The sequence below is a fragment of the Colwellia sp. BRX9-1 genome (assembly GCF_014077195.1).
GTDB lineage: Bacteria > Pseudomonadota > Gammaproteobacteria > Enterobacterales > Alteromonadaceae > Colwellia_A.
The window spans coordinates 19,363-45,620 of record NZ_JACGVM010000012.1; the positions used below are offsets into that span (position 1 = coordinate 19,363).

General features: G+C 40.3%; 37 protein-coding genes. 2 read left to right on the forward strand and 35 right to left on the reverse strand.

Annotated features, from left to right (window positions below; all coding sequences use genetic code 11):
* Positions 1-24 precede the first annotated feature (24 nt).
* The 30 genes from rpsD to H4J76_RS12140 form a co-directional block, all read right to left on the reverse strand.
* Complete coding sequence (gene rpsD, locus H4J76_RS11995; RefSeq protein ID WP_070375057.1) at positions 25-645, reverse strand: 30S ribosomal protein S4; 621 nt, start codon at positions 643-645, stop codon at positions 25-27.
* Positions 646-678: 33 nt separating this feature from the next.
* A complete protein-coding gene (gene rpsK, locus H4J76_RS12000) occupies positions 679-1,068 on the reverse strand; it encodes a 30S ribosomal protein S11 (protein ID WP_070375058.1) in 390 nt (129 codons plus the stop codon).
* Positions 1,069-1,081: 13 nt separating this feature from the next.
* A complete protein-coding gene (gene rpsM / locus H4J76_RS12005) occupies positions 1,082-1,438 on the reverse strand; it encodes a 30S ribosomal protein S13 (RefSeq protein ID WP_070375059.1) in 357 nt (118 codons plus the stop codon).
* 158 nt (positions 1,439-1,596) lie between these two features.
* A complete protein-coding gene (gene rpmJ / locus H4J76_RS12010) occupies positions 1,597-1,710 on the reverse strand; it encodes a 50S ribosomal protein L36 (protein WP_083277954.1) in 114 nt (37 codons plus the stop codon).
* Positions 1,711-1,748: 38 nt separating this feature from the next.
* Positions 1,749-3,077: a preprotein translocase subunit SecY gene (gene secY / locus H4J76_RS12015; RefSeq protein WP_070375060.1), complete on the reverse strand. Its 1,329-nt coding sequence runs from the start codon at positions 3,075-3,077 to the stop codon at positions 1,749-1,751.
* A 6-nt stretch (positions 3,078-3,083) separates the two neighbouring features.
* Positions 3,084-3,518: a 50S ribosomal protein L15 gene (gene rplO / locus H4J76_RS12020; RefSeq protein ID WP_070375061.1), complete on the reverse strand. Its 435-nt coding sequence runs from the start codon at positions 3,516-3,518 to the stop codon at positions 3,084-3,086.
* A 2-nt stretch (positions 3,519-3,520) separates the two neighbouring features.
* Positions 3,521-3,700, reverse strand: coding sequence for a 50S ribosomal protein L30 (rpmD, locus tag H4J76_RS12025; RefSeq protein WP_070375062.1), 180 nt, complete (start codon positions 3,698-3,700; stop codon positions 3,521-3,523).
* A 6-nt stretch (positions 3,701-3,706) separates the two neighbouring features.
* Complete coding sequence (gene rpsE / locus H4J76_RS12030) at positions 3,707-4,216, reverse strand: 30S ribosomal protein S5 (protein ID WP_070375063.1); 510 nt, start codon at positions 4,214-4,216, stop codon at positions 3,707-3,709.
* A 9-nt stretch (positions 4,217-4,225) separates the two neighbouring features.
* The gene (gene rplR, locus H4J76_RS12035; RefSeq protein ID WP_070375064.1) at positions 4,226-4,579 is read right to left on the reverse strand and encodes a 50S ribosomal protein L18; all 354 of its coding nucleotides are present in this window, start codon (positions 4,577-4,579) and stop codon (positions 4,226-4,228) included.
* Positions 4,580-4,588: 9 nt separating this feature from the next.
* Positions 4,589-5,122, reverse strand: a complete 534-nt coding sequence (gene rplF / locus H4J76_RS12040; RefSeq protein ID WP_070375065.1) for a 50S ribosomal protein L6 — start codon at positions 5,120-5,122, stop codon at positions 4,589-4,591.
* Positions 5,123-5,132: 10 nt separating this feature from the next.
* The gene (gene rpsH, locus H4J76_RS12045) at positions 5,133-5,522 is read right to left on the reverse strand and encodes a 30S ribosomal protein S8 (RefSeq protein WP_146799770.1); all 390 of its coding nucleotides are present in this window, start codon (positions 5,520-5,522) and stop codon (positions 5,133-5,135) included.
* A 19-nt stretch (positions 5,523-5,541) separates the two neighbouring features.
* Positions 5,542-5,847: a 30S ribosomal protein S14 gene (gene rpsN, locus H4J76_RS12050; protein ID WP_070375066.1), complete on the reverse strand. Its 306-nt coding sequence runs from the start codon at positions 5,845-5,847 to the stop codon at positions 5,542-5,544.
* Between the two features lie 4 nt (positions 5,848-5,851).
* Positions 5,852-6,397, reverse strand: a complete 546-nt coding sequence (rplE, locus tag H4J76_RS12055; protein WP_070375067.1) for a 50S ribosomal protein L5 — start codon at positions 6,395-6,397, stop codon at positions 5,852-5,854.
* Positions 6,398-6,412: 15 nt separating this feature from the next.
* Positions 6,413-6,727, reverse strand: coding sequence for a 50S ribosomal protein L24 (gene rplX / locus H4J76_RS12060; protein WP_070375068.1), 315 nt, complete (start codon positions 6,725-6,727; stop codon positions 6,413-6,415).
* Positions 6,728-6,739: 12 nt separating this feature from the next.
* A complete protein-coding gene (gene rplN, locus H4J76_RS12065; protein ID WP_070375069.1) occupies positions 6,740-7,108 on the reverse strand; it encodes a 50S ribosomal protein L14 in 369 nt (122 codons plus the stop codon).
* A 333-nt stretch (positions 7,109-7,441) separates the two neighbouring features.
* Positions 7,442-7,693 (reverse strand): 30S ribosomal protein S17, encoded by a 252-nt coding sequence (rpsQ, locus tag H4J76_RS12070; RefSeq protein WP_070375070.1) that lies wholly within the window; start codon positions 7,691-7,693, stop codon positions 7,442-7,444.
* Positions 7,693-7,884: a 50S ribosomal protein L29 gene (gene rpmC / locus H4J76_RS12075; protein WP_070375071.1), complete on the reverse strand. Its 192-nt coding sequence runs from the start codon at positions 7,882-7,884 to the stop codon at positions 7,693-7,695. Before rpmC ends, rpsQ begins: the two co-directional genes overlap by 1 nt.
* Positions 7,884-8,297 (reverse strand): 50S ribosomal protein L16, encoded by a 414-nt coding sequence (gene rplP, locus H4J76_RS12080; protein WP_070375072.1) that lies wholly within the window; start codon positions 8,295-8,297, stop codon positions 7,884-7,886. The genes rpmC and rplP overlap by 1 nt, the downstream gene beginning before the upstream one ends.
* Before the next feature lie 10 nt (positions 8,298-8,307).
* Positions 8,308-9,003, reverse strand: coding sequence for a 30S ribosomal protein S3 (gene rpsC, locus H4J76_RS12085; protein WP_070375073.1), 696 nt, complete (start codon positions 9,001-9,003; stop codon positions 8,308-8,310).
* A gap of 12 nt (positions 9,004-9,015) precedes the next feature.
* Entirely contained in the window at positions 9,016-9,348 is a 333-nt protein-coding gene (gene rplV / locus H4J76_RS12090) for a 50S ribosomal protein L22 (protein WP_070375074.1), read from the reverse strand.
* Between the two features lie 10 nt (positions 9,349-9,358).
* Positions 9,359-9,634: a 30S ribosomal protein S19 gene (gene rpsS, locus H4J76_RS12095; protein WP_070375075.1), complete on the reverse strand. Its 276-nt coding sequence runs from the start codon at positions 9,632-9,634 to the stop codon at positions 9,359-9,361.
* Positions 9,635-9,722: 88 nt separating this feature from the next.
* Positions 9,723-10,547 carry a 50S ribosomal protein L2 gene (gene rplB, locus H4J76_RS12100; RefSeq protein WP_070375076.1) on the reverse strand — a complete coding sequence of 275 codons (825 nt, stop codon included), beginning with the start codon at positions 10,545-10,547 and terminating at the stop codon, positions 9,723-9,725.
* Positions 10,548-10,559: 12 nt separating this feature from the next.
* Positions 10,560-10,862 carry a 50S ribosomal protein L23 gene (rplW, locus tag H4J76_RS12105; protein ID WP_070375077.1) on the reverse strand — a complete coding sequence of 101 codons (303 nt, stop codon included), beginning with the start codon at positions 10,860-10,862 and terminating at the stop codon, positions 10,560-10,562.
* Positions 10,859-11,464 carry a 50S ribosomal protein L4 gene (gene rplD, locus H4J76_RS12110; protein ID WP_070375078.1) on the reverse strand — a complete coding sequence of 202 codons (606 nt, stop codon included), beginning with the start codon at positions 11,462-11,464 and terminating at the stop codon, positions 10,859-10,861. The genes rplW and rplD overlap by 4 nt, the downstream gene beginning before the upstream one ends.
* Positions 11,465-11,479: 15 nt before the next feature.
* The gene (rplC, locus tag H4J76_RS12115; protein WP_070375079.1) at positions 11,480-12,118 is read right to left on the reverse strand and encodes a 50S ribosomal protein L3; all 639 of its coding nucleotides are present in this window, start codon (positions 12,116-12,118) and stop codon (positions 11,480-11,482) included.
* A gap of 12 nt (positions 12,119-12,130) precedes the next feature.
* The gene (rpsJ, locus tag H4J76_RS12120) at positions 12,131-12,442 is read right to left on the reverse strand and encodes a 30S ribosomal protein S10 (RefSeq protein WP_070375080.1); all 312 of its coding nucleotides are present in this window, start codon (positions 12,440-12,442) and stop codon (positions 12,131-12,133) included.
* A gap of 246 nt (positions 12,443-12,688) precedes the next feature.
* Positions 12,689-13,162 (reverse strand): hypothetical protein, encoded by a 474-nt coding sequence (locus H4J76_RS12125; RefSeq protein WP_182217232.1) that lies wholly within the window; start codon positions 13,160-13,162, stop codon positions 12,689-12,691.
* A 73-nt stretch (positions 13,163-13,235) separates the two neighbouring features.
* Positions 13,236-15,263 carry a hypothetical protein gene (locus tag H4J76_RS12130; protein WP_182230684.1) on the reverse strand — a complete coding sequence of 676 codons (2,028 nt, stop codon included), beginning with the start codon at positions 15,261-15,263 and terminating at the stop codon, positions 13,236-13,238.
* Positions 15,247-15,792: a hypothetical protein gene (locus H4J76_RS12135; RefSeq protein WP_182230685.1), complete on the reverse strand. Its 546-nt coding sequence runs from the start codon at positions 15,790-15,792 to the stop codon at positions 15,247-15,249. Before H4J76_RS12135 ends, H4J76_RS12130 begins: the two co-directional genes overlap by 17 nt.
* Positions 15,782-16,321 (reverse strand): RNA polymerase sigma factor, encoded by a 540-nt coding sequence (locus H4J76_RS12140; protein ID WP_182230686.1) that lies wholly within the window; start codon positions 16,319-16,321, stop codon positions 15,782-15,784. The genes H4J76_RS12135 and H4J76_RS12140 overlap by 11 nt, the downstream gene beginning before the upstream one ends.
* 324 nt (positions 16,322-16,645) lie before the next feature.
* Here H4J76_RS12140 and fusA point away from each other — a divergent pair, with 324 nt between their 5' ends.
* The gene (gene fusA / locus H4J76_RS12145) at positions 16,646-18,751 is read left to right on the forward strand and encodes an elongation factor G (RefSeq protein ID WP_070375085.1); all 2,106 of its coding nucleotides are present in this window, start codon (positions 16,646-16,648) and stop codon (positions 18,749-18,751) included.
* Between the two features lie 95 nt (positions 18,752-18,846).
* Here fusA and rluF read toward each other — a convergent pair whose 3' ends face one another.
* From rluF to metB, 4 genes are all read right to left on the reverse strand, one after another.
* Complete coding sequence (gene rluF, locus H4J76_RS12150; protein ID WP_083277955.1) at positions 18,847-19,662, reverse strand: 23S rRNA pseudouridine(2604) synthase RluF; 816 nt, start codon at positions 19,660-19,662, stop codon at positions 18,847-18,849.
* Positions 19,663-20,012: 350 nt separating this feature from the next.
* Positions 20,013-21,464, reverse strand: coding sequence for a hypothetical protein (locus tag H4J76_RS12155; RefSeq protein WP_182230687.1), 1,452 nt, complete (start codon positions 21,462-21,464; stop codon positions 20,013-20,015).
* Between the two features lie 192 nt (positions 21,465-21,656).
* The gene (metL, locus tag H4J76_RS12160) at positions 21,657-24,107 is read right to left on the reverse strand and encodes a bifunctional aspartate kinase/homoserine dehydrogenase II (protein ID WP_182230688.1); all 2,451 of its coding nucleotides are present in this window, start codon (positions 24,105-24,107) and stop codon (positions 21,657-21,659) included.
* A gap of 40 nt (positions 24,108-24,147) precedes the next feature.
* Positions 24,148-25,305 (reverse strand): cystathionine gamma-synthase, encoded by a 1,158-nt coding sequence (gene metB, locus H4J76_RS12165; RefSeq protein WP_182230689.1) that lies wholly within the window; start codon positions 25,303-25,305, stop codon positions 24,148-24,150.
* Between the two features lie 183 nt (positions 25,306-25,488).
* Between metB and metJ the strand changes: the two genes are divergently transcribed.
* Entirely contained in the window at positions 25,489-25,818 is a 330-nt protein-coding gene (gene metJ, locus H4J76_RS12170) for a met regulon transcriptional regulator MetJ (RefSeq protein ID WP_070375088.1), read from the forward strand.
* A 22-nt stretch (positions 25,819-25,840) separates the two neighbouring features.
* Here the strand turns inward: metJ and H4J76_RS12175 are convergent, their stop codons facing one another.
* The gene (locus tag H4J76_RS12175) at positions 25,841-26,194 is read right to left on the reverse strand and encodes a hypothetical protein (protein ID WP_182221529.1); all 354 of its coding nucleotides are present in this window, start codon (positions 26,192-26,194) and stop codon (positions 25,841-25,843) included.
* Positions 26,195-26,258: the final 64 nt, after the last annotated feature.

Consider the following 26,258-nt stretch of genomic DNA (forward strand, 5'->3'; position numbering starts at 1 on the left):
ATATTTCCTCTCTTAAGTGCTACTTTACTTAGAGTAAAGTTCAACAATTAACTGTTCATTAATTTCGGCAGACAAGTCAGAACGATCAGGAACACGTTTGAAAACGCCTTCAAGTTTCTTGTTATCTACTTCAACCCAGACTGGCTTCTCACGTTGCTCAGCTAATTCTAAAGCAGCGATGATACGCGCTTGAGTTTTAGATTTCTCACGAATAGAAACTGCATCTTCAGCTTTAACATTGAAAGATGGAATATTAACAACTACGCCGTTTACTACGATAGCTTTATGGCTAACTAGTTGACGAGCTTCAGCACGAGTGCTTGCATAGCCCATACGGTATACTACGTTATCAAGACGAATCTCTAAAAGTTGTAACAAGTTTTCACCTGTATTACCTTTCAAACGAGCCGCTTCTTTGTAGTAATTACGGAATTGCTTTTCTAGTACGCCATAAATACGACGAACTTTTTGTTTTTCACGAAGTTGAATACCGTAATCAGACAAACGACCGCGACGTGCGCCGTGCTGACCTGGTATTGTTTCGATTTTACATTTAGTGTCAATTGCTCTAACACCGCTTTTAAGGAACAAATCTGTTCCTTCGCGACGACTAAGCTTTAACTTAGGACCTAAATATCTAGCCATTTTCTTTCTCCAACTATCCTAAAAAAAGTACGATTAAACGCGACGTTTCTTAGGAGGACGACAACCATTATGAGGAATAGGCGTAACGTCAGTAATGTTGGTGATTTTAAAACCAGCAGCATTTAGGGCACGGATTGCAGACTCACGTCCTGGTCCAGGGCCTTTAACGAAAACTTCAATATTCTTCAAACCAAACTCTTTTGCAGCGGCGCCAGCGCGGTCTGCAGCTACCTGAGCAGCAAATGGGGTAGATTTACGTGAACCACGGAAACCTGAACCACCTGCAGTTGCCCAAGATAAAGCATTACCTTGACGATCTGTAAGAGTTACGATTGTGTTGTTGAAAGAGGCGTGGATATGAGCCATGCCATCAGCAACTTGTTTTTTAACGCGTTTACGCGTACGTACAGGTGTTTTAGCCATTGTCTAGTTCCTCTTACTTCTTAATTGGCTTACGAGGACCTTTACGGGTGCGCGCATTAGTTTTAGTGCGTTGACCACGTAATGGAAGACTGCGACGATGGCGTATGCCACGGTAACAACCTAAATCCATAAGACGTTTAATATTCATTGAAACTTCACGGCGTAAATCACCTTCTACGGTGTATTTATCCACTTCAGCACGTAGCAAATCTATTTTTGCTTCGTCTAATTCACTGATCTTCGTTGATTCTGCGATACCTGCTGCTGCACAAATTGCTTTTGCGCGAGTCGCTCCGATACCGAAAATCGCAGTAATGGCGATTACTGCATGCTTACGATCAGGGATGTTAATGCCAGCGATACGGGCCACTAACACATCTCCTATTTAAGGTTAAAATTATCAGGTTGGAAAGCCCGTTAGGATACCCAACCCGTCTTCTTTTCTGCAAATCGAAGCGGCATTATACAGAAATCTCTGCACAATGCTACTTCTAAAAGATATTGCTGTCAGCTTAGATGAATCTAAGCTTAACCTTGTCTTTGTTTGTGCTTTGGTTCTACACAAAGAATGCGTACTACGCCTTTGCGTTTAACCACTTTACAATTACGACAAATCTTTTTTACGGATGCACGTACTTTCATTTTATACTCCGTTTACCTATTGAGTTAAGTCTAACGACCTAACCTTTTAAGTTAGCTTTCTTAAGCACATTGTCATATTGATGAGACATCATATGCGTTTGTACTTGTGCCATAAAGTCCATAATGACCACTACTATAATAAGTAATGATGTACCACCGAAGTAGAACTGAACGTCCCATGCGATGATCATGAACTGAGGTACCAAACAGATAAAGGTAATATACAACGCACCCGCTAAGGTTAAGCGTGTCATCACTTTATCTATATATTTAGACGTTTGCTCACCAGGACGAATCCCAGGAATAAACGCACCTGATTTTTTTAGGTTATCTGCTGTTTCACGCGGATTGAAAACAAGAGCCGTGTAGAAGAAACAGAAAAATATTATCGCTGCGGCAAGTAACATAACGTACAACGGCTGACCTGGAGAAATAGCAATAGATACTTCTTGTAGAAAGTCAGCAACTGCACCTTCACCTTGTCCAAACCAACTCGCTAGAGTGCCGGGGAACAAGATAATACTTGATGCAAAGATAGGTGGTATAACACCAGCCATATTAACTTTAAGCGGTAAATGCGTGCTTTGCGCGGCGAAAACCTTACGGCCTTGCTGACGCTTAGCGTAGTTAACAACAATACGTCGTTGACCACGTTCTACAAATACTACAAAAAAGGTTACAGCGAATACTATGACACACATCAGCAATAATACTAATAAGTGCAATTCACCTTGACGCGCCATCTCTGCTGTTTGTGCAACAGCTGAAGGCATGCCAGCAACAATACCTGCAAATATTAAGATAGATATACCGTTACCAATACCACGTTCAGTAATTTGTTCACCTAACCACATTAAAAACATGGTACCGGTTACTAAACTTACTACAGCGGCAAAGTAGAAACCAAAACCTGCGTCCATTACTAGACCCGGCATCATTCCTGGTAAACTTCTTGCAATTGCAATTGATTGTACTGTCGCTAGAACTAACGTGCCGTAGCGGGTGTATTGACTGATCTTACGACGTCCAGCTTCACCTTCTTTTTTCAGCTCTGCCATTGCGGGATGAACCACAGTAAGCAATTGCATGATAATTGAAGCTGAGATGTACGGCATAATACCAAGTGCCAATACAGAGGCTCGCTCAAGTGCACCACCAGAGAACATGTTAAACATTTCTACGATGGTGCCCTTTTGTTGTTCAAACAACTGAGCTAATACAGCGGCGTCAATACCAGGGATTGGCACAAATGATCCTAAACGAAACACAATTAGTGCGCCGAGAACAAACCATAATCTTTGCTTGAGCTCAGACATTCCGCCTGCGCCTTTACTACCTTTTGAAGGAGCCATTCCTGGTGTAGCCATGCTGTACTATTCCTCGATTTTTCCGCCAGCAGCTTCAATAGCTGCACGTGCGCCTTTAGTAACACCTAAACCACGAACCGTAATTGGACGGTTAATATCACCAGACAACATAATTTTTGCTGTTTTGATGTTACGTGTAATTAGGTTTGCATCTTTAAGAGCAAAGATATCGACAACATCACCTGTGATGTTGTTTAGTTCATGTAAACGTACTTCAGCGCGAACTAAAGATTTACGTGACGTGAAACCAAACTTAGGTAAACGTTGTTTCAATGGCATTTGACCACCTTCGAAACCTGGACGTACACTACCGCCAGAACGAGACTTCTGACCTTTGTGGCCACGTCCGCCTGTTTTACCAATGCCAGAACCAATACCACGCCCACAGCGCTTCTTAGCTTTCTTTGCACCTGGTGCAGGAGATAAAGTATTTAAATGCATAATTAATCCTCCACCTTAACCATATAAGATACTGTGTTAATCATACCGCGTACAGATGGAGTGTCTTCTAACTCTACTGTATGACGGATACGACGTAATCCAAGACCTCTTAATGTAGCTCTATGCTTCGGTAAACGACCGATAGAACTTTTCATTTGAGTTACTTTTACTGTTTTAGCCATGCTCAATTACCCCAGTATGTCTGCAACGGTTTTGCCACGCTTAGCTGCAACACCTGCCGGCGATTTCATATTCGCAAGAGCTGAAACAGTAGCACGAACTACGTTGATCGGGTTAGTAGAACCGTATGCTTTTGACAATACGTTCTGAACACCTGCAACTTCTAGTACTGCACGCATCGCGCCACCGGCGATGATACCTGTACCTTCAGAAGCTGGTTGCATGTAAACTTTAGAACCAGAATGCTTGCCAATAATGACATGCTGAAGAGTAGTACCCTTCAAATCTACGGTTACTATGTTACGGCGTGCTTTTTCCATTGCTTTCTGGATTGCAGCAGGCACTTCACGTGCTTTACCGTATCCAAAACCAACGCGTCCAGCACCATCACCAACTACTGTAAGTGCAGTGAAACTGAATATGCGACCACCTTTAACCACTTTTGAAACGCGGTTAACGGCAATTAGCTTTTCAGCCATATCACTTTGTTGTGAGTTTTCTTGATTATGATTAGCCATTATCAACTCCTAGAACTGCAGACCAGCTTCACGAGCTGCTTCTGCTAACGCTTTTACGCGACCGTGATAACGGAAACCAGAGCGATCAAAAGCAATGCTAGTGATCCCTTTAGCTACTGCACGTTCAGCAATTGCTGTACCGACTGCAGTTGCTGCGGCAACGTTACCTGTTTTATCTAACTGAGCACTGATTTCTTTGTCTAAAGTAGACGCAGATGCGATAACTTCAGAACCCGTTGGAGCGATCAATTGCGCGTAAATATGGCGAGGAGTACGAAATACAACTAAACGATTCGCACCCAACTCGCTAATTTTTGCACGAGCGCGTTTAGCGCGGCGCAAACGAGATGTTTTCTTATCCATAGTATTATCCTACTTCTTCTTAGCTTCTTTACGGCGAACATGCTCGTCACTATAACGTATACCTTTACCTTTATAAGGCTCTGGCTTACGGTAAGAACGAATGTCTGCAGCAACTTGACCAACCAACTGTTTATCAGCACCTTTCAGTATGACTTCAGTTTGACTAGGAGTTTCAACAGTAATCCCATCAGGGATTGCGTGGTTAACTGGGTGTGATAAACCTAAAGATAAGTTTAAAGACTTACCATCAGCTTTTGCACGATAACCAACACCGTTTAATAACAATGTTTTTACATAACCTGTACTTACACCTTCAACCATATTCTGGATTAAAGCACGTGTAGTACCGGCTTGAGCCCAAGCGCCTTTAACATCGGCAACGATATTAGTAATGATGCTATTTTCTTCTTGAGAAATAACAACGTCACTATGGATCGTGCGAGATAATTCGCCCATTGGACCTTTAACTATAATGTCTTGACCTGATAACGTAACAGTAACGCCAGCAGGAACAACGACAGGTGCTTTTGCAACACGAGACATATATTTCTCCTTACGCTACGAAACCGATGATTTCACCGCCGATACCCGCAGAGCGAGCAGCGCGATCAGTCATCAGACCTTTAGAAGTAGATACGATCGCAATACCCATACCTGCAAGAACTTTAGGAAGTTCATCACAGCTTTTGTATATACGAAGACCAGGACGTGAAACACGCTTGATCGTTTCAATTACTTCTTTACCTTCAAAATATTTCAAAGTTACAGATAACTCAGGCTTAACTTCGCCTGATACTGAAAACTCTGATACATAACCTTCTTCTTTAAGCAAGTTTGCGATAGCAACTTTTACTTTAGAAGATGGCATTGTAACTGCAACTTTTGCTGCAGATTGACCGTTGCGAATGCGTGTAAACATATCCGCGATAGGATCAGTCATCATAACAATTTACTCCCGTGAATTACCAACTAGCTTTCTTAAGACCTGGAACTTCACCACGCATCATTGCTTCACGCAATTTGATTCGGCTTAAACCGAATTTACGTAAGAAACCATGAGGACGACCAGTAATGTTACAACGGTTACGTTGACGACTACTTGATGAATCACGAGGTAAACTTTGAAGTTTCAATACAGCATCCCAACGATCTTCTTCAGAAGAATTATCGTTAGAGATGATTGCTTTTAATGCACTACGCTTTTCAGCGTACTGTGCTACTAATTTGGTTCTTTTAGCTTCACGAGCTTTCATTGACGTTTTAGCCATAACTCTACACCTTGTTCTTAAACGGGAAGCTAAAGGCAGACAACAATGCGTGTCCTTCTTCATTATTCTTCGCGCTAGTAGTGATAGTAATATCCATCCCACGAATTTTATCGATTTTATCGTAATCGATTTCAGGGAAGATTATTTGCTCACGTACGCCCATGCTGTAGTTACCACGGCCATCGAATGACTTAGGGTTTAAGCCACGGAAATCGCGGATACGAGGAATAGAGATCGAAATTAAACGCTCTAAAAATTCCCACATACGTTCGCCACGTAGAGTTACTTTTGTACCAATAGGATAACCTTCACGAATCTTAAAGCCCGCAACAGATTTGCGTGCTACAGTCGTAACTGGTTTTTGACCTGAGATTGCAGTAAGATCATTTGTGGCATGGTCTAATACTTTTTTATCAGCAATAGCTTCACCAACACCCATGTTAAGGGTGATCTTTTCAATCCGAGGGACTTGCATGACACTTTTGTATTCGAACTTCTTCTGAAGGTCGTTTACAACAGTATCTTTGTAAAAATCATGCAGTTTCGCCATCGTTTACTCCAATAATTAAACTAGTTCGTTGTTAGATTTGAAGAAACGAACTTTTTTGCCGTCTTCAATTCTAAAGCCTACACGATCTGCTTTACCCGTTTTAGGGTTAACAATCGCTACGTTTGAAACTTGTAAAGAAGCTTCTTTTTCAATAATTCCACCAGGCTGCTGTAACTGAGGTACAGGCTTAGTGTGTTTCTTGATCAAGTTTATGCCTTCTACAAATACTTTGCCGTCATCAACAAGAACTTTAGTGACTTTACCAGTCTTACCCTTGTCTTTGCCAGCTAGTACAATAACTTCATCATCACGACGAATCTTAGATGCCATTATCGTGACTCCTTATAGTACTTCAGGTGCAAGTGAAACGATTTTCATGAACTTTTCATTACGAAGTTCACGCGTCACTGGACCGAAAATACGAGTACCAATTGGTTGTAAGTTAGCATTTAACATTACAGCCGCGTTTTCATCAAAACGGATGGTTGAACCATCTGAACGACGAACACCTTTCTTAGTGCGCACAACTACCGCAGTCAGAACATCACCTTTTTTAACTTTGCCGCGAGGATTTGATTCCTTCACTGCAATTTTAATGATATCACCGATACGCGCGTAGCGACGGTGCGAACCACCAAGAACCTTTATACACTGTACACGTCGAGCGCCGCTGTTATCAGCTACGTTCAGTTGTGATTGCATTTGGATCATTGAGTTTTACTCCGCTATTTATCTAAACAAACTTAGATATAATTTAAGGCCAGAAATTTGACCCGTCACTGCCTTCTACTGCCCCCATAAAAACGTCAGACGAATTCGGAGGGCGCGAGATTATAACACCACCAAAATGAAAGTGATACCTTATTTAGTTAAAAAATAAACAATTGCTAAGCATTCACCCTAGTAAAATATCCTTTAACACCATTGGCATCTCATCATCAAGCCATTAGTTGTCGGCAATATTTTAAGCAAAAAAAAACCCTATCACACTGTGATAGGGTTTTTATTTAACACGTTCGTTAAAACAAATTTACAAAAAGTAAATTATGCTTTTGTAATTACAGCAACTAAAGTCCAGTTTTTAGACTTTGAAATTGGTGCAACTTCACGAATTGTTACTAAATCACCAGCATTACATTGGTTAGTCTCATCATGCACTTTCAACTTAGTTGAACGTGTAAGGTACTTACCGTAAATAGGGTGCTTAACACGACGTTCAATTAATACAGTGATAGACTTATCCATTTTATCACTGACAACACGACCTTGTAGTGTGCGGATTTTAGCTTCGCTCATTACTTACCTGCCTTTTCAGTTATGATAGTCTTTACACGTGCAATATTGCGACGTACCGTTCTTAGCAAATGAGTTTGTGCTAATTGTCCTGTGCTTGCTTGCATGCGATAGTTAAACTGTTCGCGTAATAATGCAAGCATTTCAGTATTTAGCTCTTCAATGCTTTTATCTTTTAATTCACTAGCTTTCATTACATCACCGTTCTAGTTACGAAAGATGTTTTGAACGGAAGTTTAGCCGCTGCTAAAGCAAATGCTTCGCGTGCGATTTCTTCCGATACACCTTCCATTTCATAAAGAACACGGCCAGGTAGAATTTGGCATACCCAATATTCCACTGAACCTTTACCTTTACCCATACGAACCTCAAGAGGCTTTTTAGTAATTGGCTTATCAGGGAATACACGTATCCAGATTTTACCTTGACGCTTTACGTGACGAGTCATTGCTCGACGTGCCGCTTCAATCTGACGCGCAGTCATACGACCACGTTCCATTGATTTTAAACCGAAAGTACCGAAGCTAACTGAGCTACCGACGTGTGCAAGACCACGGTTGCGCATTTTAAATTGCTTACGGAATTTAGTACGTTTTGGTTGTAACATTACTTAGCTCCTACTTAGGCTTGCGGTTGTTTTTTCTTTTAGGTTTAGCCGCTGGTACTTCTGCCTGTAGAGGCATGTTACCAATGATTTCACCTTTAAAGATCCACACTTTGATACCAATAACACCATAAGTTGTGTTACCGCGTGCAATAGCGTAATCGATGTCAGCACGTAAAGTGTGTAGTGGTACACGACCTTCACGATACCATTCAGCACGTGCAATATCTGCACCGCCTAAACGACCACTTACTTGTACTTTAATACCCTTTGCGCCTAGACGCATAGCATTTTGTACAGCACGTTTCATAGCGCGACGAAACATCACACGACGTTCTAATTGACTAGCAATACTGTCAGCAACAAGCTGCGCATCCATTTCTGGCTTACGTACTTCAGCAATGTTGATTTGAGCAGGAACACCAGCAATTTTAGAAACTGCTAAGCGTAGTTTCTCAACATCTTCGCCTTTCTTACCGATAACAACACCCGGACGAGCCGTATGAATTGTTACGCGGATAGATTTAGCTGGACGCTCAATAACTACTTTTGATAATGATGCACGAACAAGCTTCTCTTTCAAATATTCGCGAACCAAATGGTCACCGCGTAAATTTTCAGCGAAGTCTTTGTTACTTGCAAACCACGTAGACGCGAAAGGTTTCGTGATACCTAAGCGAATACCGTTAGGATGAACTTTTTGACCCATACTAATATACTCCTAAGAATCAGACACGATCACAGTAATGTGACTTGTGCGCTTAATTATACGATCCGCGCGGCCTTTTGCACGAGGACGAATACGTTTCATTGTAGGACCATCGTCAACTGTAATAGTTTTTACGATAAGTTCATCAATGTCTGCACCTTCGTTATGTTCAGCGTTAGCAATTGCAGAGTTAAGTACTTTTTTAACTAATTCAGCAGCTGATTTGTTGCTAAAAGTTAAAATTTCAAGTGCTTTCTCTACATGTAAGCCGCGGATTTGATCCACAACTAAACGTGCTTTCTGAGCAGAACCGCGGGCAAATTTATGTATAGCGATAGCTTCCATTCAATTTCCCCTATTTCTTCGCTTTCTTATCAGCGATATGACCGCGATAAGTACGAGTTGGTGCAAATTCTCCTAATTTGTGACCGATCATTTCATCAGTTACAAATACAGGTACGTGTTGACGGCCATTATGGACAGCTATGGTCAATCCGATCATCGTTGGGATGATCATTGAACGACGGGACCAAGTCTTAATTGGCTTTTTATTCCCGCTTTCCAGAGCTTTCTCTACCTTCGTCAGCAAGTGTAGGTCTATAAATGGACCTTTCTTGAGAGAACGTGGCATGGTGAATCCTCTTTATTTACCCTTCATGTTGAACTTAACTTTACCGAAGTAAACCAAGCTCAAACAATCAGAGTATTAATTAAATGTACTATTTAGTACGACGACGCACGATAAATTTATCAGTACGTTTGTTTGAACGAGTCTTGTAACCCTTAGTTGGTACGCCCCAAGGGGATACCGGGTGACGACCGCCAGACGTTTTACCTTCACCACCACCGTGTGGGTGATCAACTGGGTTCATGGCAACACCACGAACAGTTGGGCGAACACCGCGCCATCTTGAAGCACCAGCTTTACCCAAAGAGCGAAGCATGTGTTCAGAATTGCCGATTTCACCTAAAGTAGCACGACAGTCAGACTCAATTTTACGCATTTCGCCAGAGCGAAGACGTAAAGTGACATATGCACCGTCTTTAGCAACTAGTTGAGCGTAAGTACCAGCAGCACGTGCTATTTGAGCACCTTTACCTGGTTTAAGTTCGATTGCATGCACAACACTACCTAATGGTGTGTTGCGTAAAGCCATAGTATTACCAGCTTTGATTGGAGCGTCAACACCTGACTGGACTGTATCTCCAGCGCTTAAGCCTTTAGGGGCTAGGATGTAACGACGTTCACCATCAGCATATAATACTAGTGCAATATTAGCAGAACGGTTTGGATCATATTCCAAACGTTCAACTTTTGCAGGGATACCATCTTTATTACGTTTAAAATCGATCATGCGGTAATGTTGTTTGTGACCACCACCAATATGACGAACCGTAATACGACCGTTATTATTACGACCACCAGACTTAGACTTAGTGTCTAGTAATGGTGCGTAAGGCTTACCTTTATGCAACTCCGTGTTTACCACTTTAACTACGTGGCGACGACCCGGAGAAGTAGGTTTACATTTAACTATAGCCATTTTCGTAAACTCCTATGATTCCGCGCCGACGAAGTCGATGTCGCTGCCTTCAGCAAGAGTAACGTATGCTTTTTTCCAGTCGCTTCTGCGACCAAAACGAGCACCAGTACGTTTCACTTTACCTTTAACATTTAATGTGCGAACACCGTCTACTGAAACTTCAAAAAGTTTCTCAACAGCAGCTTTGATTTCAGCTTTAGTAGCAGTAGTAACAACTTTGAAAACAACAGTGTTGTTTGCTTCAGATGCCATAGTGCTTTTCTCAGAAATGTTCGGTGCTAAAAGCACTTTTAACAAACGTTCTTCGCTTATCATCCTAACATCTCCTCAAGTTGTTTAACTGCTGTAGCAGTCATCAAAACTTTTTCGAAACCAACCAAGCTAACTGGGTCAATACCGTCTACGTCACGAACGTCAACTTTGTACAAGTTGCGTGCTGATAAGAACAAGTTCTCATCAACTTCTGGAGTGATGATTAATACATCTTTTAACTCCAAGCCGTTTAGTTTAGCTACTAATTCTTTAGTTTTTGGTGTTTCAACAGTAAAGTTTTCTACCACTACTAAGCGATCTTGACGAACAAGCTCAGATAGGATGCTTTTAATCGCACCACGGTACATTTTACGGTTTACTTTCTGGCTGTGGTCTTGAGGTTTAGCAGCGAATGTTACGCCACCAGAACGCCAAATTGGACCACGGCTAGTACCAGCACGAGCACGGCCAGTACCTTTTTGACGCCAAGGTTTTGCACCACCGCCACTTACTTCTGAACGAGTCTTTTGAGCACGAGTACCTTGACGAGCGCCAGCTGCATATGCAACTACTACCTGATGTACTAATGCTTCGTTAAACTCAAGTCCAAAAGTTGCTTCAGAAACTTCAAGAGCACCTGCAGCGTCTTTTAATGATAATTCCATCACGAATCTCCTGGACTAAGCTTTAACAGCTGGTTTGATGATTACGTTACCGTTGATAGCACCCGGAACCGCACCTTTAATAAGGAGCAAGTTACGTTCTGCGTCAACGCGAACCAATTCAAGGTTTTGTGTAGTACAGCGCACAGAACCCATGTGACCAGACATTTTTTTGCCTTTGAAAACGCGACCTGGTGTTTGACACTGACCTAACGAACCGTTTGAACGGTGAGAGACAGAGTTACCATGAGTAGCATCTTGCATAGTAAAGTTCCAGCGTTTAATACCGCCTTGGAAGCCTTTACCTTTAGATGTACCGGTTACGTCTACTAATTTAGTGTCATTAAAAATTGAAACAGTGATTTCACCGCCCAATTCTAAACCTTCGCCTTCATTTTCGTTTAAGCGGAATTCCCACAGGCCACGGCCTGCTTGAACGCCAGCTTTAGCGAAATGCCCAGCTGCTGGTTTTGTAACACGGCTAGCCTTACGGCTACCTGTTGTAACTTGAAGCGCCGAGTAACCGTCAGTTTCTAAAGTTTTCACTTGAGAAATACGGTTGGCTTCAACTTCTAGAACGGTTACAGGTGTTGAAACGCCATCTTCAGTGAAGATACGAGTCATGCCTACTTTACGTCCAACTAGACCAATAGTCATTGTTAAAACCCCTTAACCCAAGCTGATTTGAACGTCAACGCCAGCTGCTAGATCTAAACGCATTAATGCGTCTACAGTCTTTTCAGTTGGCTCTACGATATCAATCATGCGTTTGTGAGTACGAATTTCATACTGATCACGCGCATCTTTGTTAACGTGTGGAGAAGTCAAGATAGTAAAACGCTCTTTACGTGTAGGAAGTGGAATTGGACCACGAACCTGAGCACCAGTGCGCTTTGCAGTATCTACGATTTCAGCTGTTGATTGATCAATCAAACGATGATCGAACGCTTTCAAACGAATGCGAATTCTTTGATTTGACATTAATCAAATCCCCATTTTTAAAGAACAACAAAATACATCCCATCACCTTTTATATGTAAAAGGGGGGTGTATCGCTAATAACATTCAACTCCCTATCGGAGCTGCTGTAAACCTTAACCGTAAAGGCTAAGGTGAAAATCCGCACAAAGCGTGAGCGATGTGCGGATGCGTATTATACATAACTGATAATATTTATCAAGCCTAAATATTTTTTATCACTAAAGCTCAGATGCGGTGGCGATCAGACTAAATTGATCCCGACTCACATTGCTCAGTTCTCAATGATTTTTCAATAAGCAAGGGTCTAAGGAGTTCAGTGGTAATAATTTCTGAAACAATATTTTTAGACTGTTCTTCTTCGATCCAAATGGAAATATTATTATCATCATCAAAAGAGCGGTTCAATTTATAACTCAGGCCTGCTTTTAACGTTACGTCAAATTTAACGAAGGCATTCTTTTCACGAATGCTCATGCCATTTTGATAAATTTGCGCTTTTACCCATAATTGGTGATTACCTGCTTGATACTGCTTAGGTAGATTCCATTCAATTGGCCTTTTATACAGACACATAAGATGGATATACTCAAATTGCTTACCCCGTTCTTTTTCAAAGTTAACAAAGCGAAATTTACCTTCATCAACATCGGCTTTGATTTGATAAGCGCTACATCCAGCCAGTATTAATGATAACGCGGTTATAATTGTAAATTTATTCATCAGTTGTCTCCGTTATTGATTGTTAATATAGGTTATCTGCTTTTTAGTACAAATGGCTATCCCTATTATCAGCTTAGTTTGAACTGTTTATCCGATCCAAAGCCTGTTGGGCTTGTGCTACAGAGCTCATATCTACTGACAAGAAGAAAGCAGGAAGATCTTTTTCTTGGTAAACCGCAACGAACTCACGTTGTTCATTTTCTCTTAAAATAAGTAATGTATAGACTTCATCCGCTTTTAACTTTGCTATACCGGCTAAAAATTCACTTGGCTTGTTATTAATAAAAATGGTGTTGTTTAAAGCCAATATTTTATCTCCCGCCATCAAACCTGCCCGACTTGCCATGCTATTACTACTGACTTGTTTAACTAACAAGGCATAACCTGCTCGATAATCAGTCATCTTACCAATAAGGCCATACTTATTATCGAGCTTTTTCTCGCGGTAAATATCAACAATACCGGTGTTAATACCACTGAGCTGATAATAAGAGGCCACTTCTAACAACAATTGATCTAACTCGTACTGAAGTGAAGGCGTTAAGGTCTGACTATTTATTAAGGACTGCGTTGTTAATGGCGGCGATAAAATTGCCGATAAGACAGTTTCAGCACAATCTATTTCACTTAACGTAGCTGTTGACGTAATTTCATAAATCGACTGTTTAGACTCAGTAGATTCCTGTGCTAGCGTTAATTTATATTGCTTAGCCTGTTCAACATTTAGGGTAACATTCAGTAATGGCCGCCCCACCATTGGCTCAATGATATAATCGTCGACTATCGTACCATTGGTTCTGGCTGAATTACGATCAGTAGGATTACCGAACCAACCATTAATCGAACCTGTTCTTGTACGGATTAAGGTTTTAATACCCGCTTCACCCGCTCGGCTACCGCCCGATATTCTTGGGGCAATATCAAGGGTACTCGCCATTTGACTATTAATGGCACTAGTAGGTCGAGGAGAAAATACCGCTTGAAATCGATGAACGCCTGGCGACAGGCTTAACCTTGTTGGAGCTGAATTTCCATAAAGCTCACTCAGTGACTGACCATTGTGGCTAATTATCTTATAGCCTTTTATCCCCGTGAAGTATCGACTTAACGATGCACATTGCTTATCGTCGAATGAATCTACAATGGCAGTACCATTTATTTTATAGTGGCTTTCAGGCAATATTTTTGGCTGGTAATTACCTTTTAATAGCCGTTCTTTATTATCTCGTCGAACGGTAATCTCTATATCCTCGCCAATAGCTAAACGGTTAACATAGTGTTGAAACTTCTGATTGGGTGAAGCTTTTACCGTTAAGTCACTTTTATTGTTTAGATTTACAATCACATCACCACTGGCTAATTTTAAGGTATGGGCGACTGAGAAAGGATGAACGGTTAATACCTTCAGCGTGTCATTGTTGGTATCATTACCTTGGTCAAACGTCAGACCAAAACTCCCCATTAATCTAAGCGGCACTATATTACTTGTTGCTACTAAACCCTTAATACTTGATGAGTTCTCAAGCGCTAACTTTCCCATTAAATTATATAAGCGTATCTCAAGATCTCCGGGTAAGGAGACCGAATTTATCATCTGGGATGTTAATGGCTGATGCTTAGCTACTAACACGCTGCGAGTGTCTGGATGACAATTTTGCAGATTTTTTTCTAAGACGAGTACAGTTCCATCCTCTTCGTTTATCGGTAACAGTTGATAGTTAGCGTCGGCAACCACGGTTATTAATAGCTGGTGGTCAACAGTTTTTTTAATCAATGCCTGCTGTTTATTTATATCAATACCATTGTGGTAACTGAGATAATCGGCTGTCCGCCAAGCCCTTACCTTTAAGCTATGTTGTCCTGGAGCGATAAACACGGCTTGGTAGCTATTATCTAAATAGGCGTTGTTATCAATCGCACTATTGTTATGTGACAACAGCTGGTAGGTTATCGCCTGGTTTTGTTGATTATTAGCGGTCAGCGCTAGCGTTGCACATTCATGCGTTTGTGGCGTTGCGGCGAATAAGGGCTTTGATAAAAGCAGCACTAATAACACACCACTATACTTATTAGTGAATAAGGCCTTAAATACTAAACTCATCGTTACCTCCTTGTTGATACTCGAGCACTTGTTGCATTAATGCGCTCCTGTGTTTTAATATCGCTACCTTAACTTTCAAAGATGGTTCGTTAAGCAGCTTGGCTTCCACCGCAGAGATTTCTTGCAATAGATAGTATTGATTTACTTGTAGCTGGCTATATTCAGCGAGTTGTAATTCCATGCTTTGGTTAGTTTTTAATGCCATAACTAACTGTTGTTGTAATTGATAGTTATACCAACTCAAACCACCTATAAATAAAAATGACAAAGACGCAACCATAGCGAGTAACGGTTTTTTCTCTGTAAATATATTTGTAGATTTACTCTGCCCCCTTGTACGATGAGTTGAAGTGGCTAAACGATGATTAATTTTCTGCCAATTGAGTTCATCGGGTGTTTCTAGCGCTATTTCATCTGCCGACTGTTGCAATGCAGTTATTTCTTTACGCACCGAATCAAGGGTTAAATATGAATCAAGCTGACGCGTTTGCTCAGGTAAGTCATCACCATTTATTTTGCTAATTAGCATACTTTTTTACCTCTGCATTCGCCCTTAACTTTTGTAAACATCGACAGACAACTGATTTTGAATAACTTGGCGTTTTTCCAATAACTTCCGCTATTTCACTATGCTTATATTGCTCTGCTATATATAGCCACATAATCAAACACTCCATTTCGGACAATCGCTCAAACAAGTAAAGTAATAAATTGCGGTTCTCATAGTCGCTTTCAATACTATTTTCCAAAGACACCGCTTCGGGTAAATGGTCAGTGCCAATTGTTAAGCGTTTAATTTTTTTTAAAAAATTAAACGTATTATTAAAGGCTATTCTTTTTAGCCAAGCAATAAAAGGTACCTGTTGATGGAAAGAAGCTAAATTGTCAAAAGCATCTACAAAGGTATCTTGTAATAGGTCATTAGCATCATGGCGGTTTTTACAAATCTTAAGAATTGCAGTAAAGATAATAGGAGAGAGTAACCGGTAACATTGCTCGAATGCCACCTCATCACCCTGCTTCATACTTTCCAGTAGCTTGTCATTCCATTTCGTCAAAACTGATCCCTTTTTAGCTGTCTTAATAAGTATAACAATTGGGTCGTGTAAAAGGTCGCAATTATGTTAGTTAAGGTATCATTAAAAACAGCTATCGCACCTTATCAAACAAGCTATTAAAGTCTTGGCCGTCGACAACTCGCTATAATTCGATAATTAATGCCATAAACTCACGATAAAACACCGTCAGATTAGCCCAACTTTTTATCACTGTTATTAATTAATTTTCATTTTTTATTTTTGTTTGAACTTACTAATGGTATACTCGCGCGCAAATTTTCAACAATTCCGCTTTTTTAGTAGCGACTTAAATAGAGTAAAGTAATGGCAGATTTATCTAAATATAGAAATATTGGTATCTTCGCTCACGTTGATGCTGGTAAAACCACAACAACTGAACGTATCCTTAAATTAACCGGTCAGATCCATAAAACTGGTGAAGTACATGATGGTGAATCTACCACTGACTTCATGGAACAAGAAGCTGAGCGCGGTATTACCATACAGTCTGCTGCGGTAAGCTGTTTTTGGAACGATCACCGTTTCAATGTCATCGATACTCCTGGTCACGTTGACTTCACTGTTGAAGTTTACCGTTCACTTAAAGTACTTGATGGTGGTATCGGCGTATTCTGTGGTTCTGGTGGTGTTGAACCACAATCAGAAACTAACTGGCGTTACGCGAACGACTCAAAAGTTGCTCGTATTATCATGATCAACAAACTTGACCGTTTAGGCGCTGATTTCTACCGTGTTTGTAAGCAAGTTAAAAACGTTTTAGGTGCTACGCCACTTATTATGACTTTGCCAATTGGCGAAGAAGATGACTTTGTTGGTGTTGTTGACCTTCTTAGCGAAAAAGCTTACATCTGGGATGACACAGGTCTTCCAGAAAACTATGAAATTACTGATATTCCAGCGGATATGGTAGAAAAAGCTGCTGAGTACCGTATACAGTTAATCGAAACAGCTTTAGAAGTTGATGAAGATATGTTGATGGAGTTCTTAGAAGGGGAAATGGTTCCTACTACAGAACAAATCAAAGCGTGTATCCGTACTGGTACTCGTGATATGACTTTCTTCCCAACTTACGGTGCTTCTGCATTTAAAAACAAAGGTATTCAATTAATTCTTGATGCTGTTGTTGATTACTTGCCTTCACCTACAGATGTTAATCCTCAACCACTTACTGATGAAGAAGGCACGCCTAATGGCGAATTCGCAATTGTTTCTGCAGAAGAAACATTCAAAGCGTTAGCATTCAAAATCACTGATGACCGTTTTGGTACATTAACTTTCGTACGTATCTATTCAGGTACATTGAAGAAAGGCGATACCATTCTTAACGCTGCTACAGGTAAAACTGAGCGTGTTGGACGTATGTGTGAAATGCAAGCTGATGACCGTAACGAACTTACTTCAGCACAAGCTGGTGATATTATCGCGATTGTTGGTATGAAGAGTAATGTTCAGACAGGTCACACATTATGTGATCCTAAGCACCCTATCGTTCTAGAAGCTATGGTATTTCCTAAGCCAGTAATTTCAATCTCTGTAACACCTAAAGATAAAGGTTCAACTGAGAAGATGGGTCTTGCTATCGGTAAAATGGTTGCAGAAGATCCTACTTTTAAAGTTGAAACTGATATCGATTCAGGTGAAACGATTTTATCTGGTATGGGTGAGCTTCACTTAGATATCAAAGTAGATATTCTAAAACGTACTTACGGTGTTGAATTAGAAGTTGGTAAGCCACAAGTTGCGTACCGTGAAACAATCACTACGGCAATTGAAGATTCTTACACACATAAGAAACAATCTGGTGGTTCTGGTCAGTTCGGTAAAATTGATTACCGTATTAAGCCCGGCGAACCTGGTACTGGTTTCGTATTCAGCTCTGTTGTTGTTGGTGGTAATGTTCCTAAGGAATTCTTCCCAGCAATCGAGAAAGGCTTCAAAGGCATGATGGATACTGGTGTTCTTGCTGGCTTCCCTGTACTTGACGTTGAAATTGAATTATACGATGGTGGTTTCCACGCGGTCGATTCATCTGCTGTTGCCTTTGAACTTGCTGCTCGTGGTGCTTTCCGTCAGTCAATTCCAAAAGCTGGTGCACAGTTAATCGAACCTATCATGAAAGTTGATGTGTTTACGCCTGATGATCACGTTGGTGATGTTATTGGTGATTTAAACCGTCGTCGTGGCATGATCGCAGGTCAAGACGCAGGTGTTTCTGGTGTTCGTATTAAAGCTGACGTACCTCTTTCAGAAATGTTTGGTTACATCGGAACATTACGTACAATGACATCAGGTCGTGGTCAATTCTCAATGGAATTCTCTCACTACATGCCTTGTCCTAATAACGTAGCAGAAGTTGTTATCGCTGAAGTTAAAGCAGCTAAAGAAGCAAAAGATGCTGCTAGAAAATAGTAAGCATTAAGTAAGAAAACAAAAAAAGGACGCTTAGGCGTCCTTTTTTATTGCCTTAAAAACCAAACGTAATTAACGTTTAGTATAACTAAGCTTTATTTTTTAACATCATTTTCTATGTCTGTTACTGCAATAACGGTTGCCCATGGATCACCCGATTCATCGATTTCTTTTGGTAAAGCTGTTTTCGTCGACGTGGCTACCGCTGCATTAATTTCAACCATTTCCGCTGTGGTTAAATCTCGCCATTGTCCTGGTCGTAAATCACCCAGCTCGACACTCATAATACGCGAACGTTTTAGCTGTAAAACCTCGTAATCTAAATATTCACACATCCGACGAATTTGACGATTTAAGCCTTGCGTTAAGATAATACGAAAAACAAATTTACTTTCTACTTTAACAAGACAGGGTTTAGTGATGGTTCCCAGTATAGGTACACCTTTTGACATCCGTTGGATAAAACGCTCACTGATGGGTTTATCAACCGTGACAATATACTCTTTGTCATGGGCATTTTCAGCGCGCAAAATTTTATTAACGATATCACCATCACTGGTCAAGAAAATTAATCCTTCTGAAGGCTTATCTAAGCGCCCTATCGGAAAGATCCTTTCCTTGTGACCAATAGCGTCAATAATATTACCTCTAACATGTAACTCGGTCGTACAGGTAATACCCACTGGCTTGTTATAAGCAATGTAAACCCGGTCAGATTTATTAGCCGGCATAGCACCAATTTGCTTACCATCAACAAAAACCACATCACCCGCTTGTACCTTAGTACCTAACTCAGGGGTTTTACCATTGATCGTAACTCGACTTTCTTCAATCAACTTATCAGCAGCTCGGCGCGAGCAGTAACCTGATTCACTGATAAATTTATTCAGTCTTTTTTCTTGATCGCTCACGAGATATTCCAAAGTTATGCAAAGTAATAAACGCCATTTTACCTGAACTTTAACAGACAGTGAAAAAGCATTATGGTTATTTAGCCTTATTTGACAGTTTTTGATTAATATTTACTGTAAATATCCCTCTTTGGTAACAACAACAGGGTAAGTCTACTTACTTAACTTGCTAAGTGTTTTCACTATGGCGTTATAAAAGCAAAGACTTTAACGTTATTTAGCTTTGTTCCACAGCTTTTGATTAATATTTACTGTAAATATCCCTCTTTGATAACAACAACAGGGTAAGTCTACTTACTTAACTTGCTAAGTGTTTTCACTATGGCGTTATAAAAGCAAAGACTTTAACGTTATTTAGCTTTGTTCCACAGCTTTTGATTAATATTGACTGAAAAGAATTCTCCTGGCTGCCAACAGCGAGGAAGTAGATCTAGTTGTTTACGCTCATGGGAATTTGACACTAACAACTCTAATATTTCATGGAGGCGCTCTTTACTGATAGTAGAGAAATTTTTAGCTGTTTCAGTAAAATATAAATTAGCAGATTTTTTAATGACTATCTCTTGTCCATGACTTATGAAGGCTAAGTTGCGTGTTGCCGTTCGGCAAATAGGATAATCAGCATTTGCAGGATAAAGCTGGCTGACGATGGCATATTCATAGCGGTCGTTAATATCTTGCTCATACGGGACATAGGTAACACCATAACCTTGTGGAAAATGGCCAGTAATTTTTGTCAGTGCATTAACCACTGCTTGACAACAAGCTCCCCGCTCCGCGTTTTGATTAAGAACATAATAAACTTTCGGTAATAATTTGTAGTTATAGCTATCTTTTGTCGACAAGATAATAGAACTGTATATTTGTGGTACTTTAAGAAGGTTGCCAATACCCTTCTTTGGGTTGACGGCACTTTTGAGTAAATGCTTAATGAACAATAATTTTTTATGCTCAACGACATTGTGCTCGTCGCGATCTTTTTTTGAATTACCAATATATATACCCGCGCCAATACCATCAATAAGATACTTAACCGTTTCTCGATAATTTATTTGTAAGAGTACTTTTCGCTCTTCAATAGGTAAGGTTCGATGGGGATCTTTTTGATAATCTGCACCACGCAAAATGACTAGCGACTCGGGGTGGTTATTACCGATATCTTGTAATAGCGCCGCCATGACCAGTGGAATTTTTACTTTCTCTACAAAGGCTTGATACGCCTCGGGGTTATCTTGAGCCAACGTTTGATATTGCTCTGCGTTGATATCCCCCAAAGCACTCTTGATATAGGGCTCAACAATATGTTGATCCATGCATAGTCGGTCAAGTAAACGCAAACATAACACGCTTTTATAAAGCGGTTTATGTTGCTCGTTGGTTAAAGCAATTTTTCGCCCCTGGGTGGGACTCACTAATTGTATGGTACCTAAAAGCTGGCTAGATTTACGATTACTGTCTTCAAAGCAATCACCCTCAGACAACTTGATGATCTCTTTACAGAGTTTATAGAGATGTTGATGACGCTCATTGCGTTCAAAGCGTAATTCCTCGTAATAATTGCGTTGTTCACGTTCGAGTCTTACCCGTAAAGTTTTAGCTTTATCCGTGGCTGTTTGCCGACTAACTTTTTCAATATTTTGCTTGAGTTCATCTAACTTATGCTCAATAAAAGATTGTTTTTCATAGTACTCAATCGCACGATCAAGAACGGAATCATTTAATTGGCTGTGGCCATAAATTCTGCTTAAAAGACTTTTTACTTGGCTGGTAAAATAGCTGTCGCTATAGGTTTTATTTTCCATGTAAATACAACTTGGTGCCTGTGCTAAGTAGCTAATTTTTTTAATTATCTAAATGCTAGTTAATAATGCGATAACAGACAAGTGTTTATTAGTATCGATTGAGAAAAAGCACAACCTACAAGTTGTGCTTTTTCTCATTTAGCGTATTAATGCCTAGTGTAGTAATAATGATGATAGCTAGATTAAGCTAATTTAACTTAGACCTTTGATTTTAACTTGGTGTTTTTTACCGGCCAGTTGCTGGCAAATACTCACTAAGTCTGAATGTAGGCCACCCGCAGTAACATCACGACCCGCGCCTGGTCCACGAATAATAAGCGGGTTATCTTGATACCAATGGCTCTTAATTAAAAAGATATTATCACCCGGAGTTAAAGAGGCAAAGGGATCATTCTTAGCAAGCGTCGCAAGATAAACCTTAGCGCTCAATTGGCCTTGTTCGTTGACACAGAATTTTGCAATATAACGAATACAGGCTTGCTGTTTAGATGCGCTAGTGAGTTGTTCAGCAAAGTAACTGTCCAAGTCTGCTGACTTTGCTAAAAATTCCGTCGTTGATAACCCTTGTAAGGATTCTGGCACTAAATTTTCGCATTCAATATCATCAAGTGATAATTCAAAACCTGCCATACGCGCTAAAATCAGTAATTTTCGTTGCACATCTCGCCCAGACAGATCTTCTCGTGGATCGGGTTCAGTGATCCCTTGTGATAAGGCATCCATTAATAAGGTTGAAAACGGTACACTGGCATCGTAGGTTTCAAATAGCCAAGAAAGCGTGCCTGAAAAAATTCCTGATATCTCCGTTATCTTATCGCCACTTTTCAATAAATCGTTAATGGCAAAGTTAACCGGTAAACCGGCGCCAACAGTAGTACTGCCTAACCATAAGCTTTTATTTTCAGCCGCGGTTAATACTAAGTCATTATAGCGAGCGGTACTGGCAGAAGCCGCCCATTTATTGGCACCAATAACATGAATACCTTCTTTAAAGAACTCACTGTATAAATCACTAAAATGTTCGCTAGGGGTGATATCGACAACAATTAATTCGTCGTAAGGATGGTTCGTTAACCACGACATCAATAAAGCATTATCACAAGGCGTAGCATCTCTTTCATAAAGCGACATTGCTTGATTAACATCGATACCATCGGTATTAAGCAGTGCTTTTTTAGAAGTGACTAAACCGACTAAATGAACGTTCTCTAACACAGAGACTCGATTGAGTTGCGCGGGTAACAAGTCTAAGAATCGTTGACCTATATTACCAAGCCCTGAAACAACAACACCTATGTGTCGAGCGTCTTTAGTCATATCATAATGAACATTATTAAGTAACTCACCGGTACAACTCTGCTGAAGAATGGCGATAATACTATGCTCACTTAACGAGTTCACCACCTGCAGTACATGAGTATGTTTGAGGGCACGTTTAAAACGCGCTTGGATATTACCTTGATTTACCACACTATGACCAACAATCGCTATAATCGACACTGGTGTGAATGATACTTCGGTATCATGACTCGCCAGCCACTGACTCACTAATTTTTGTTGTGTTTGGTGGATAACCATAAAGCCTTGCTGAACATCACTACATATCGCAGAAAACTCATTACTGGCTTGTTCACCAAACGAACCGGCTAAACTGGTCGATTTTACCAGTAACAGATCGTTAAGCGAGGTAACCGACAACTCCTGTTTAGCAATTTGACCAAATTTTCCTATCTCTGTACCAGAAATTTCAGGATCAAAGCTACTTGCTACATGAAGGTGTGTGCTGTGGTTAGTGAGCGGCTGTAAGGTTTTTGCATGCAGAACCGGGTTACCTAAGCGGCCCAATTCTTTCGCGACACCATTAGGTAAGCGATGTAATTTACGGGCAAGTGGTACAATACGAGGATCGGCACTATAAATGCCATCAACGTCAGTCCATAGGGTAACATTCAGCGCACCCGACAGTGATGCAATAATTGTTGCTGAATAGTCACTACCATTACGACCTAAAGTACAGGTTTCACCTTGAGAATTTTTAGTGATATAGCCAGTAATAACCGCCAACTTTCCTTTTTGTAAGTTCTGCTGAAAATTTTGACTACTTTGCTGATTGTCGACTGCACAGTCTTTATCATTATTGATAACCAGAAAGTCACGCGCATCAATAGCATAACTTGGACAAACTTTTTCACTTAACACCGCCGATAATAAACGCGCCGACCACAGCTCACCAAATGCCAACATATCTGCATGGTGTTGGCTTGGCTGATCAGATAACCAAGCCGTTAATTGTGTTATATCATCAGACAAAACCTTGATAAGGTCTGCTGCACTGCTAGGGTTCAATAACTCACCAATTAATGTGCTTTGTGATTTCTCTAGTGTTTCAATAGCCAAAAACAGCTCGTCACTTTTTTCAAGTGCGAGTTTATAAATATTGAATAAGTCATCCGTAGTGTTTCCATTTGCCGAAACAACAACTAAATCATTTAATTGACAGTTTTGACGAATAATATCAACCACACGTTCAATACATTGGGTAGTTGCTAAGCTACTGCCACCAAATTTATGTACATGAATAGCATGCTTCGCCAGTTGATTATTCCCTGATGATAATTGTTCTACTGTATTTGACTGTGTCATTTTCACTCATTAATTCTTCTACTAAAAATAGTCTACAACTTTAAATTTGGCTTGCCGATAAAGCTTGTTCTAAGTCATTAATAATATCACTAACATCTTCAATACCCACAGAAATTCGGATTAAAGATTGAGTAATACCCGCTGCAATTTGTGCTTCAATTTCCATACCTGCATGGGTCATCGTTGATGGATGACTGATTAAACTTTCAACGCCACCTAATGACTGTGCCAAGGTAAAGAGTGATAAGTTGTCAAAGAGTACTTTAACCGCTTCAACACCACCTTTTATTTCGAAACTCATCATAGCGCCAAAATCTTTTTGCTGACGCTTAGCAATTTCGTGTCCCGGGTGATTTTTTAAACCAGGAAAGTATACCGCGTTAATCGCTCGATGATTTTCTAAGTATTTTGCAACAGCATTAGCATTTTCTTGATGCTGTTTCATGCGCAGTGGTAAGGTTTTTAAGCCACGTAATGCCAGATAACTGTCGAAAGGTGAACCCGTAATACCAATACAATTTGCCCACCACGCTAGCTCTTCACCCAGTTCTTTTTCTTTTGTTACTAACACCCCACCCACAACATCACTATGACCATTAATATATTTAGTTGTCGAGTGAAAAACAATATCAGCACCTAATAATAGCGGTTGCTGTAACAAGGGAGAAAGAAACGTATTATCTACTGCCACTAAAGCACCAACAGCATGACTGGCTTGAGTAACCTTTTTTATATCAATCAGCCGTAATAATGGGTTACTGGGTGACTCAATCAAAACTAATCTTGGCTTTTTTTCAAGCGCTTGCGCTAACGCTTGATCATCGTTTTGATCAACAACAATCACATTAAATAAGCCACGTTTTGCTAGGTGAGTAAACAAGCGATAACTTCCACCATAGCAATCATGTGGAATAACAACCGTATCTTTTGTTGTCAGTAACTGACAGATTAAGTGCACCGCTGACATTCCTGTGCTGGTAACAATGCCTACAGCACCCTGCTCTAAATCAGCGATAGCTTGTGCAAACGTGCTTCGAGTGGGGTTGCCTGTTCTGGAATAATCAAATTGGCGCTTATTGTTGAAGCCTTTTAAAGCATAAGTACTCGATAAATGAATGGCAGGAACAACCGCACCGTGATGTTCATCACTATTAATGCCGGCTCTAACAGCTAATGTTGCTGGTTTTTTGCTTGTCATTTTTTGCTCCAATCGGGCAGTAAAATCAAATAGATGTTTGGACGTCTATAACTCTAAACGCTTTACTTTTGTCGGTCAAGAACTTTAGACTTCTAAACTTCTACACATTCGTTATTGACTCAACGCCAACAACCAGTAAAATCTAACTTATAAAAAGTAATTTAGCTAAACAAAGGTAATTAAATGGCAAAGTGGAATGGCGATTATATAAAACCATACGCCGAACATGGTAAAAAAAGTGAGCAAGTTAAAAAAATCACGGTCTCAATCCCGTTGCGGGTACTGAAAGTGTTAACGGATGAACGTACTCGTCGGCAAGTTAACAACTTACGCCATGCAACTAACAGCGAATTGTTATGTGAAGCTTTTCTGCATGCTTTTACCGGACAGCCTCTTCCTGATGATGGCGATTTAACAAAAGACAATACAGAGATGCTACCTAAAAGTGTGCGCGAAGCCTTAATAGCAAAAGGTATTACCGACTTCAGTCAATTTGAAATTGAAGACGAGTAGCTTAGGGTTTTAATACACTTCCTCAAAAAGACGCTCTGGCGTCTTTTTTTATGCCCATACGGTAAGCATCTACAATAGCCAGTAACCAACAAGTTAATAGCGTATAGGTTAATGTACTCATTAAGATAGGGTCAACAATAATGGGATTTTTTGACATCTCAGCGATCAGTGCTTGGCTATTGAGCGCAACGTCACCTGATTTAACTTTATTAATAAGTGGCTGATATTGCCTCATCACTTCTTCAATATACAAATATACCGTCACAGAAAAACTTAAAATAAATAACGTAGCCCGTCGATAAGCGTGACACATTAGTTGGCCAATACCCGGGTAAACAAGTGCTGAGAGTAAAACGGCTTTCGTTGAAGTTTTCATTGTTATTCGTCCTACTCAATATTGTTATGCTTTGCCATCGGTGACATTGTCTACAGAGGTGCAA

What these genes read in the sequence shown, in the direction of transcription:
- rpsD (WP_070375057.1), bottom strand. Translation starts at nt 645, where the DNA reads ATGGCTAGATATTTAGGTCCTAAGTTAAAGCTTAGTCGTCGCGAAGGA.
- rpsK (WP_070375058.1), bottom strand. Translation starts at nt 1,068, where the DNA reads ATGGCTAAAACACCTGTACGTACGCGTAAACGCGTTAAAAAACAAGTT.
- rpmJ (WP_083277954.1), bottom strand. Translation starts at nt 1,710, where the DNA reads ATGAAAGTACGTGCATCCGTAAAAAAGATTTGTCGTAATTGTAAAGTG.
- secY (WP_070375060.1), bottom strand. Translation starts at nt 3,077, where the DNA reads ATGGCTACACCAGGAATGGCTCCTTCAAAAGGTAGTAAAGGCGCAGGC.
- rplO (WP_070375061.1), bottom strand. Translation starts at nt 3,518, where the DNA reads ATGCATTTAAATACTTTATCTCCTGCACCAGGTGCAAAGAAAGCTAAG.
- rpmD (WP_070375062.1), bottom strand. Translation starts at nt 3,700, where the DNA reads ATGGCTAAAACAGTAAAAGTAACTCAAATGAAAAGTTCTATCGGTCGT.
- rpsE (WP_070375063.1), bottom strand. Translation starts at nt 4,216, where the DNA reads ATGGCTAATCATAATCAAGAAAACTCACAACAAAGTGATATGGCTGAA.
- rplR (WP_070375064.1), bottom strand. Translation starts at nt 4,579, where the DNA reads ATGGATAAGAAAACATCTCGTTTGCGCCGCGCTAAACGCGCTCGTGCA.
- rplF (WP_070375065.1), bottom strand. Translation starts at nt 5,122, where the DNA reads ATGTCTCGTGTTGCAAAAGCACCTGTCGTTGTTCCTGCTGGCGTTACT.
- rpsH (WP_146799770.1), bottom strand. Translation starts at nt 5,522, where the DNA reads ATGATGACTGATCCTATCGCGGATATGTTTACACGCATTCGCAACGGT.
- rpsN (WP_070375066.1), bottom strand. Translation starts at nt 5,847, where the DNA reads ATGGCTAAAACGTCAATGAAAGCTCGTGAAGCTAAAAGAACCAAATTA.
- rplE (WP_070375067.1), bottom strand. Translation starts at nt 6,397, where the DNA reads ATGGCGAAACTGCATGATTTTTACAAAGATACTGTTGTAAACGACCTT.
- rplX (WP_070375068.1), bottom strand. Translation starts at nt 6,727, where the DNA reads ATGGCATCTAAGATTCGTCGTGATGATGAAGTTATTGTACTAGCTGGC.
- rplN (WP_070375069.1), bottom strand. Translation starts at nt 7,108, where the DNA reads ATGATCCAAATGCAATCACAACTGAACGTAGCTGATAACAGCGGCGCT.
- rpsQ (WP_070375070.1), bottom strand. Translation starts at nt 7,693, where the DNA reads ATGAGCGAAGCTAAAATCCGCACACTACAAGGTCGTGTTGTCAGTGAT.
- rpmC (WP_070375071.1), bottom strand. Translation starts at nt 7,884, where the DNA reads ATGAAAGCTAGTGAATTAAAAGATAAAAGCATTGAAGAGCTAAATACT.
- rplP (WP_070375072.1), bottom strand. Translation starts at nt 8,297, where the DNA reads ATGTTACAACCAAAACGTACTAAATTCCGTAAGCAATTTAAAATGCGC.
- rpsC (WP_070375073.1), bottom strand. Translation starts at nt 9,003, where the DNA reads ATGGGTCAAAAAGTTCATCCTAACGGTATTCGCTTAGGTATCACGAAA.
- rplV (WP_070375074.1), bottom strand. Translation starts at nt 9,348, where the DNA reads ATGGAAGCTATCGCTATACATAAATTTGCCCGCGGTTCTGCTCAGAAA.
- rpsS (WP_070375075.1), bottom strand. Translation starts at nt 9,634, where the DNA reads ATGCCACGTTCTCTCAAGAAAGGTCCATTTATAGACCTACACTTGCTG.
- rplB (WP_070375076.1), bottom strand. Translation starts at nt 10,547, where the DNA reads ATGGCTATAGTTAAATGTAAACCTACTTCTCCGGGTCGTCGCCACGTA.
- rplW (WP_070375077.1), bottom strand. Translation starts at nt 10,862, where the DNA reads ATGATAAGCGAAGAACGTTTGTTAAAAGTGCTTTTAGCACCGAACATT.
- rplD (WP_070375078.1), bottom strand. Translation starts at nt 11,464, where the DNA reads ATGGAATTATCATTAAAAGACGCTGCAGGTGCTCTTGAAGTTTCTGAA.
- rplC (WP_070375079.1), bottom strand. Translation starts at nt 12,118, where the DNA reads ATGACTATTGGTCTAGTTGGACGTAAAGTAGGCATGACTCGTATCTTC.
- rpsJ (WP_070375080.1), bottom strand. Translation starts at nt 12,442, where the DNA reads ATGTCAAATCAAAGAATTCGCATTCGTTTGAAAGCGTTCGATCATCGT.
- H4J76_RS12125 (WP_182217232.1), bottom strand. Translation starts at nt 13,162, where the DNA reads ATGAATAAATTTACAATTATAACCGCGTTATCATTAATACTGGCTGGA.
- H4J76_RS12130 (WP_182230684.1), bottom strand. Translation starts at nt 15,263, where the DNA reads ATGAGTTTAGTATTTAAGGCCTTATTCACTAATAAGTATAGTGGTGTG.
- H4J76_RS12135 (WP_182230685.1), bottom strand. Translation starts at nt 15,792, where the DNA reads ATGCTAATTAGCAAAATAAATGGTGATGACTTACCTGAGCAAACGCGT.
- fusA (WP_070375085.1), top strand. Translation starts at nt 16,646, where the DNA reads ATGGCAGATTTATCTAAATATAGAAATATTGGTATCTTCGCTCACGTT.
- H4J76_RS12155 (WP_182230687.1), bottom strand. Translation starts at nt 21,464, where the DNA reads ATGGAAAATAAAACCTATAGCGACAGCTATTTTACCAGCCAAGTAAAA.
- metL (WP_182230688.1), bottom strand. Translation starts at nt 24,107, where the DNA reads ATGACACAGTCAAATACAGTAGAACAATTATCATCAGGGAATAATCAA.
- metB (WP_182230689.1), bottom strand. Translation starts at nt 25,305, where the DNA reads ATGACAAGCAAAAAACCAGCAACATTAGCTGTTAGAGCCGGCATTAAT.
- metJ (WP_070375088.1), top strand. Translation starts at nt 25,489, where the DNA reads ATGGCAAAGTGGAATGGCGATTATATAAAACCATACGCCGAACATGGT.
- H4J76_RS12175 (WP_182221529.1), bottom strand. Translation starts at nt 26,194, where the DNA reads ATGAAAACTTCAACGAAAGCCGTTTTACTCTCAGCACTTGTTTACCCG.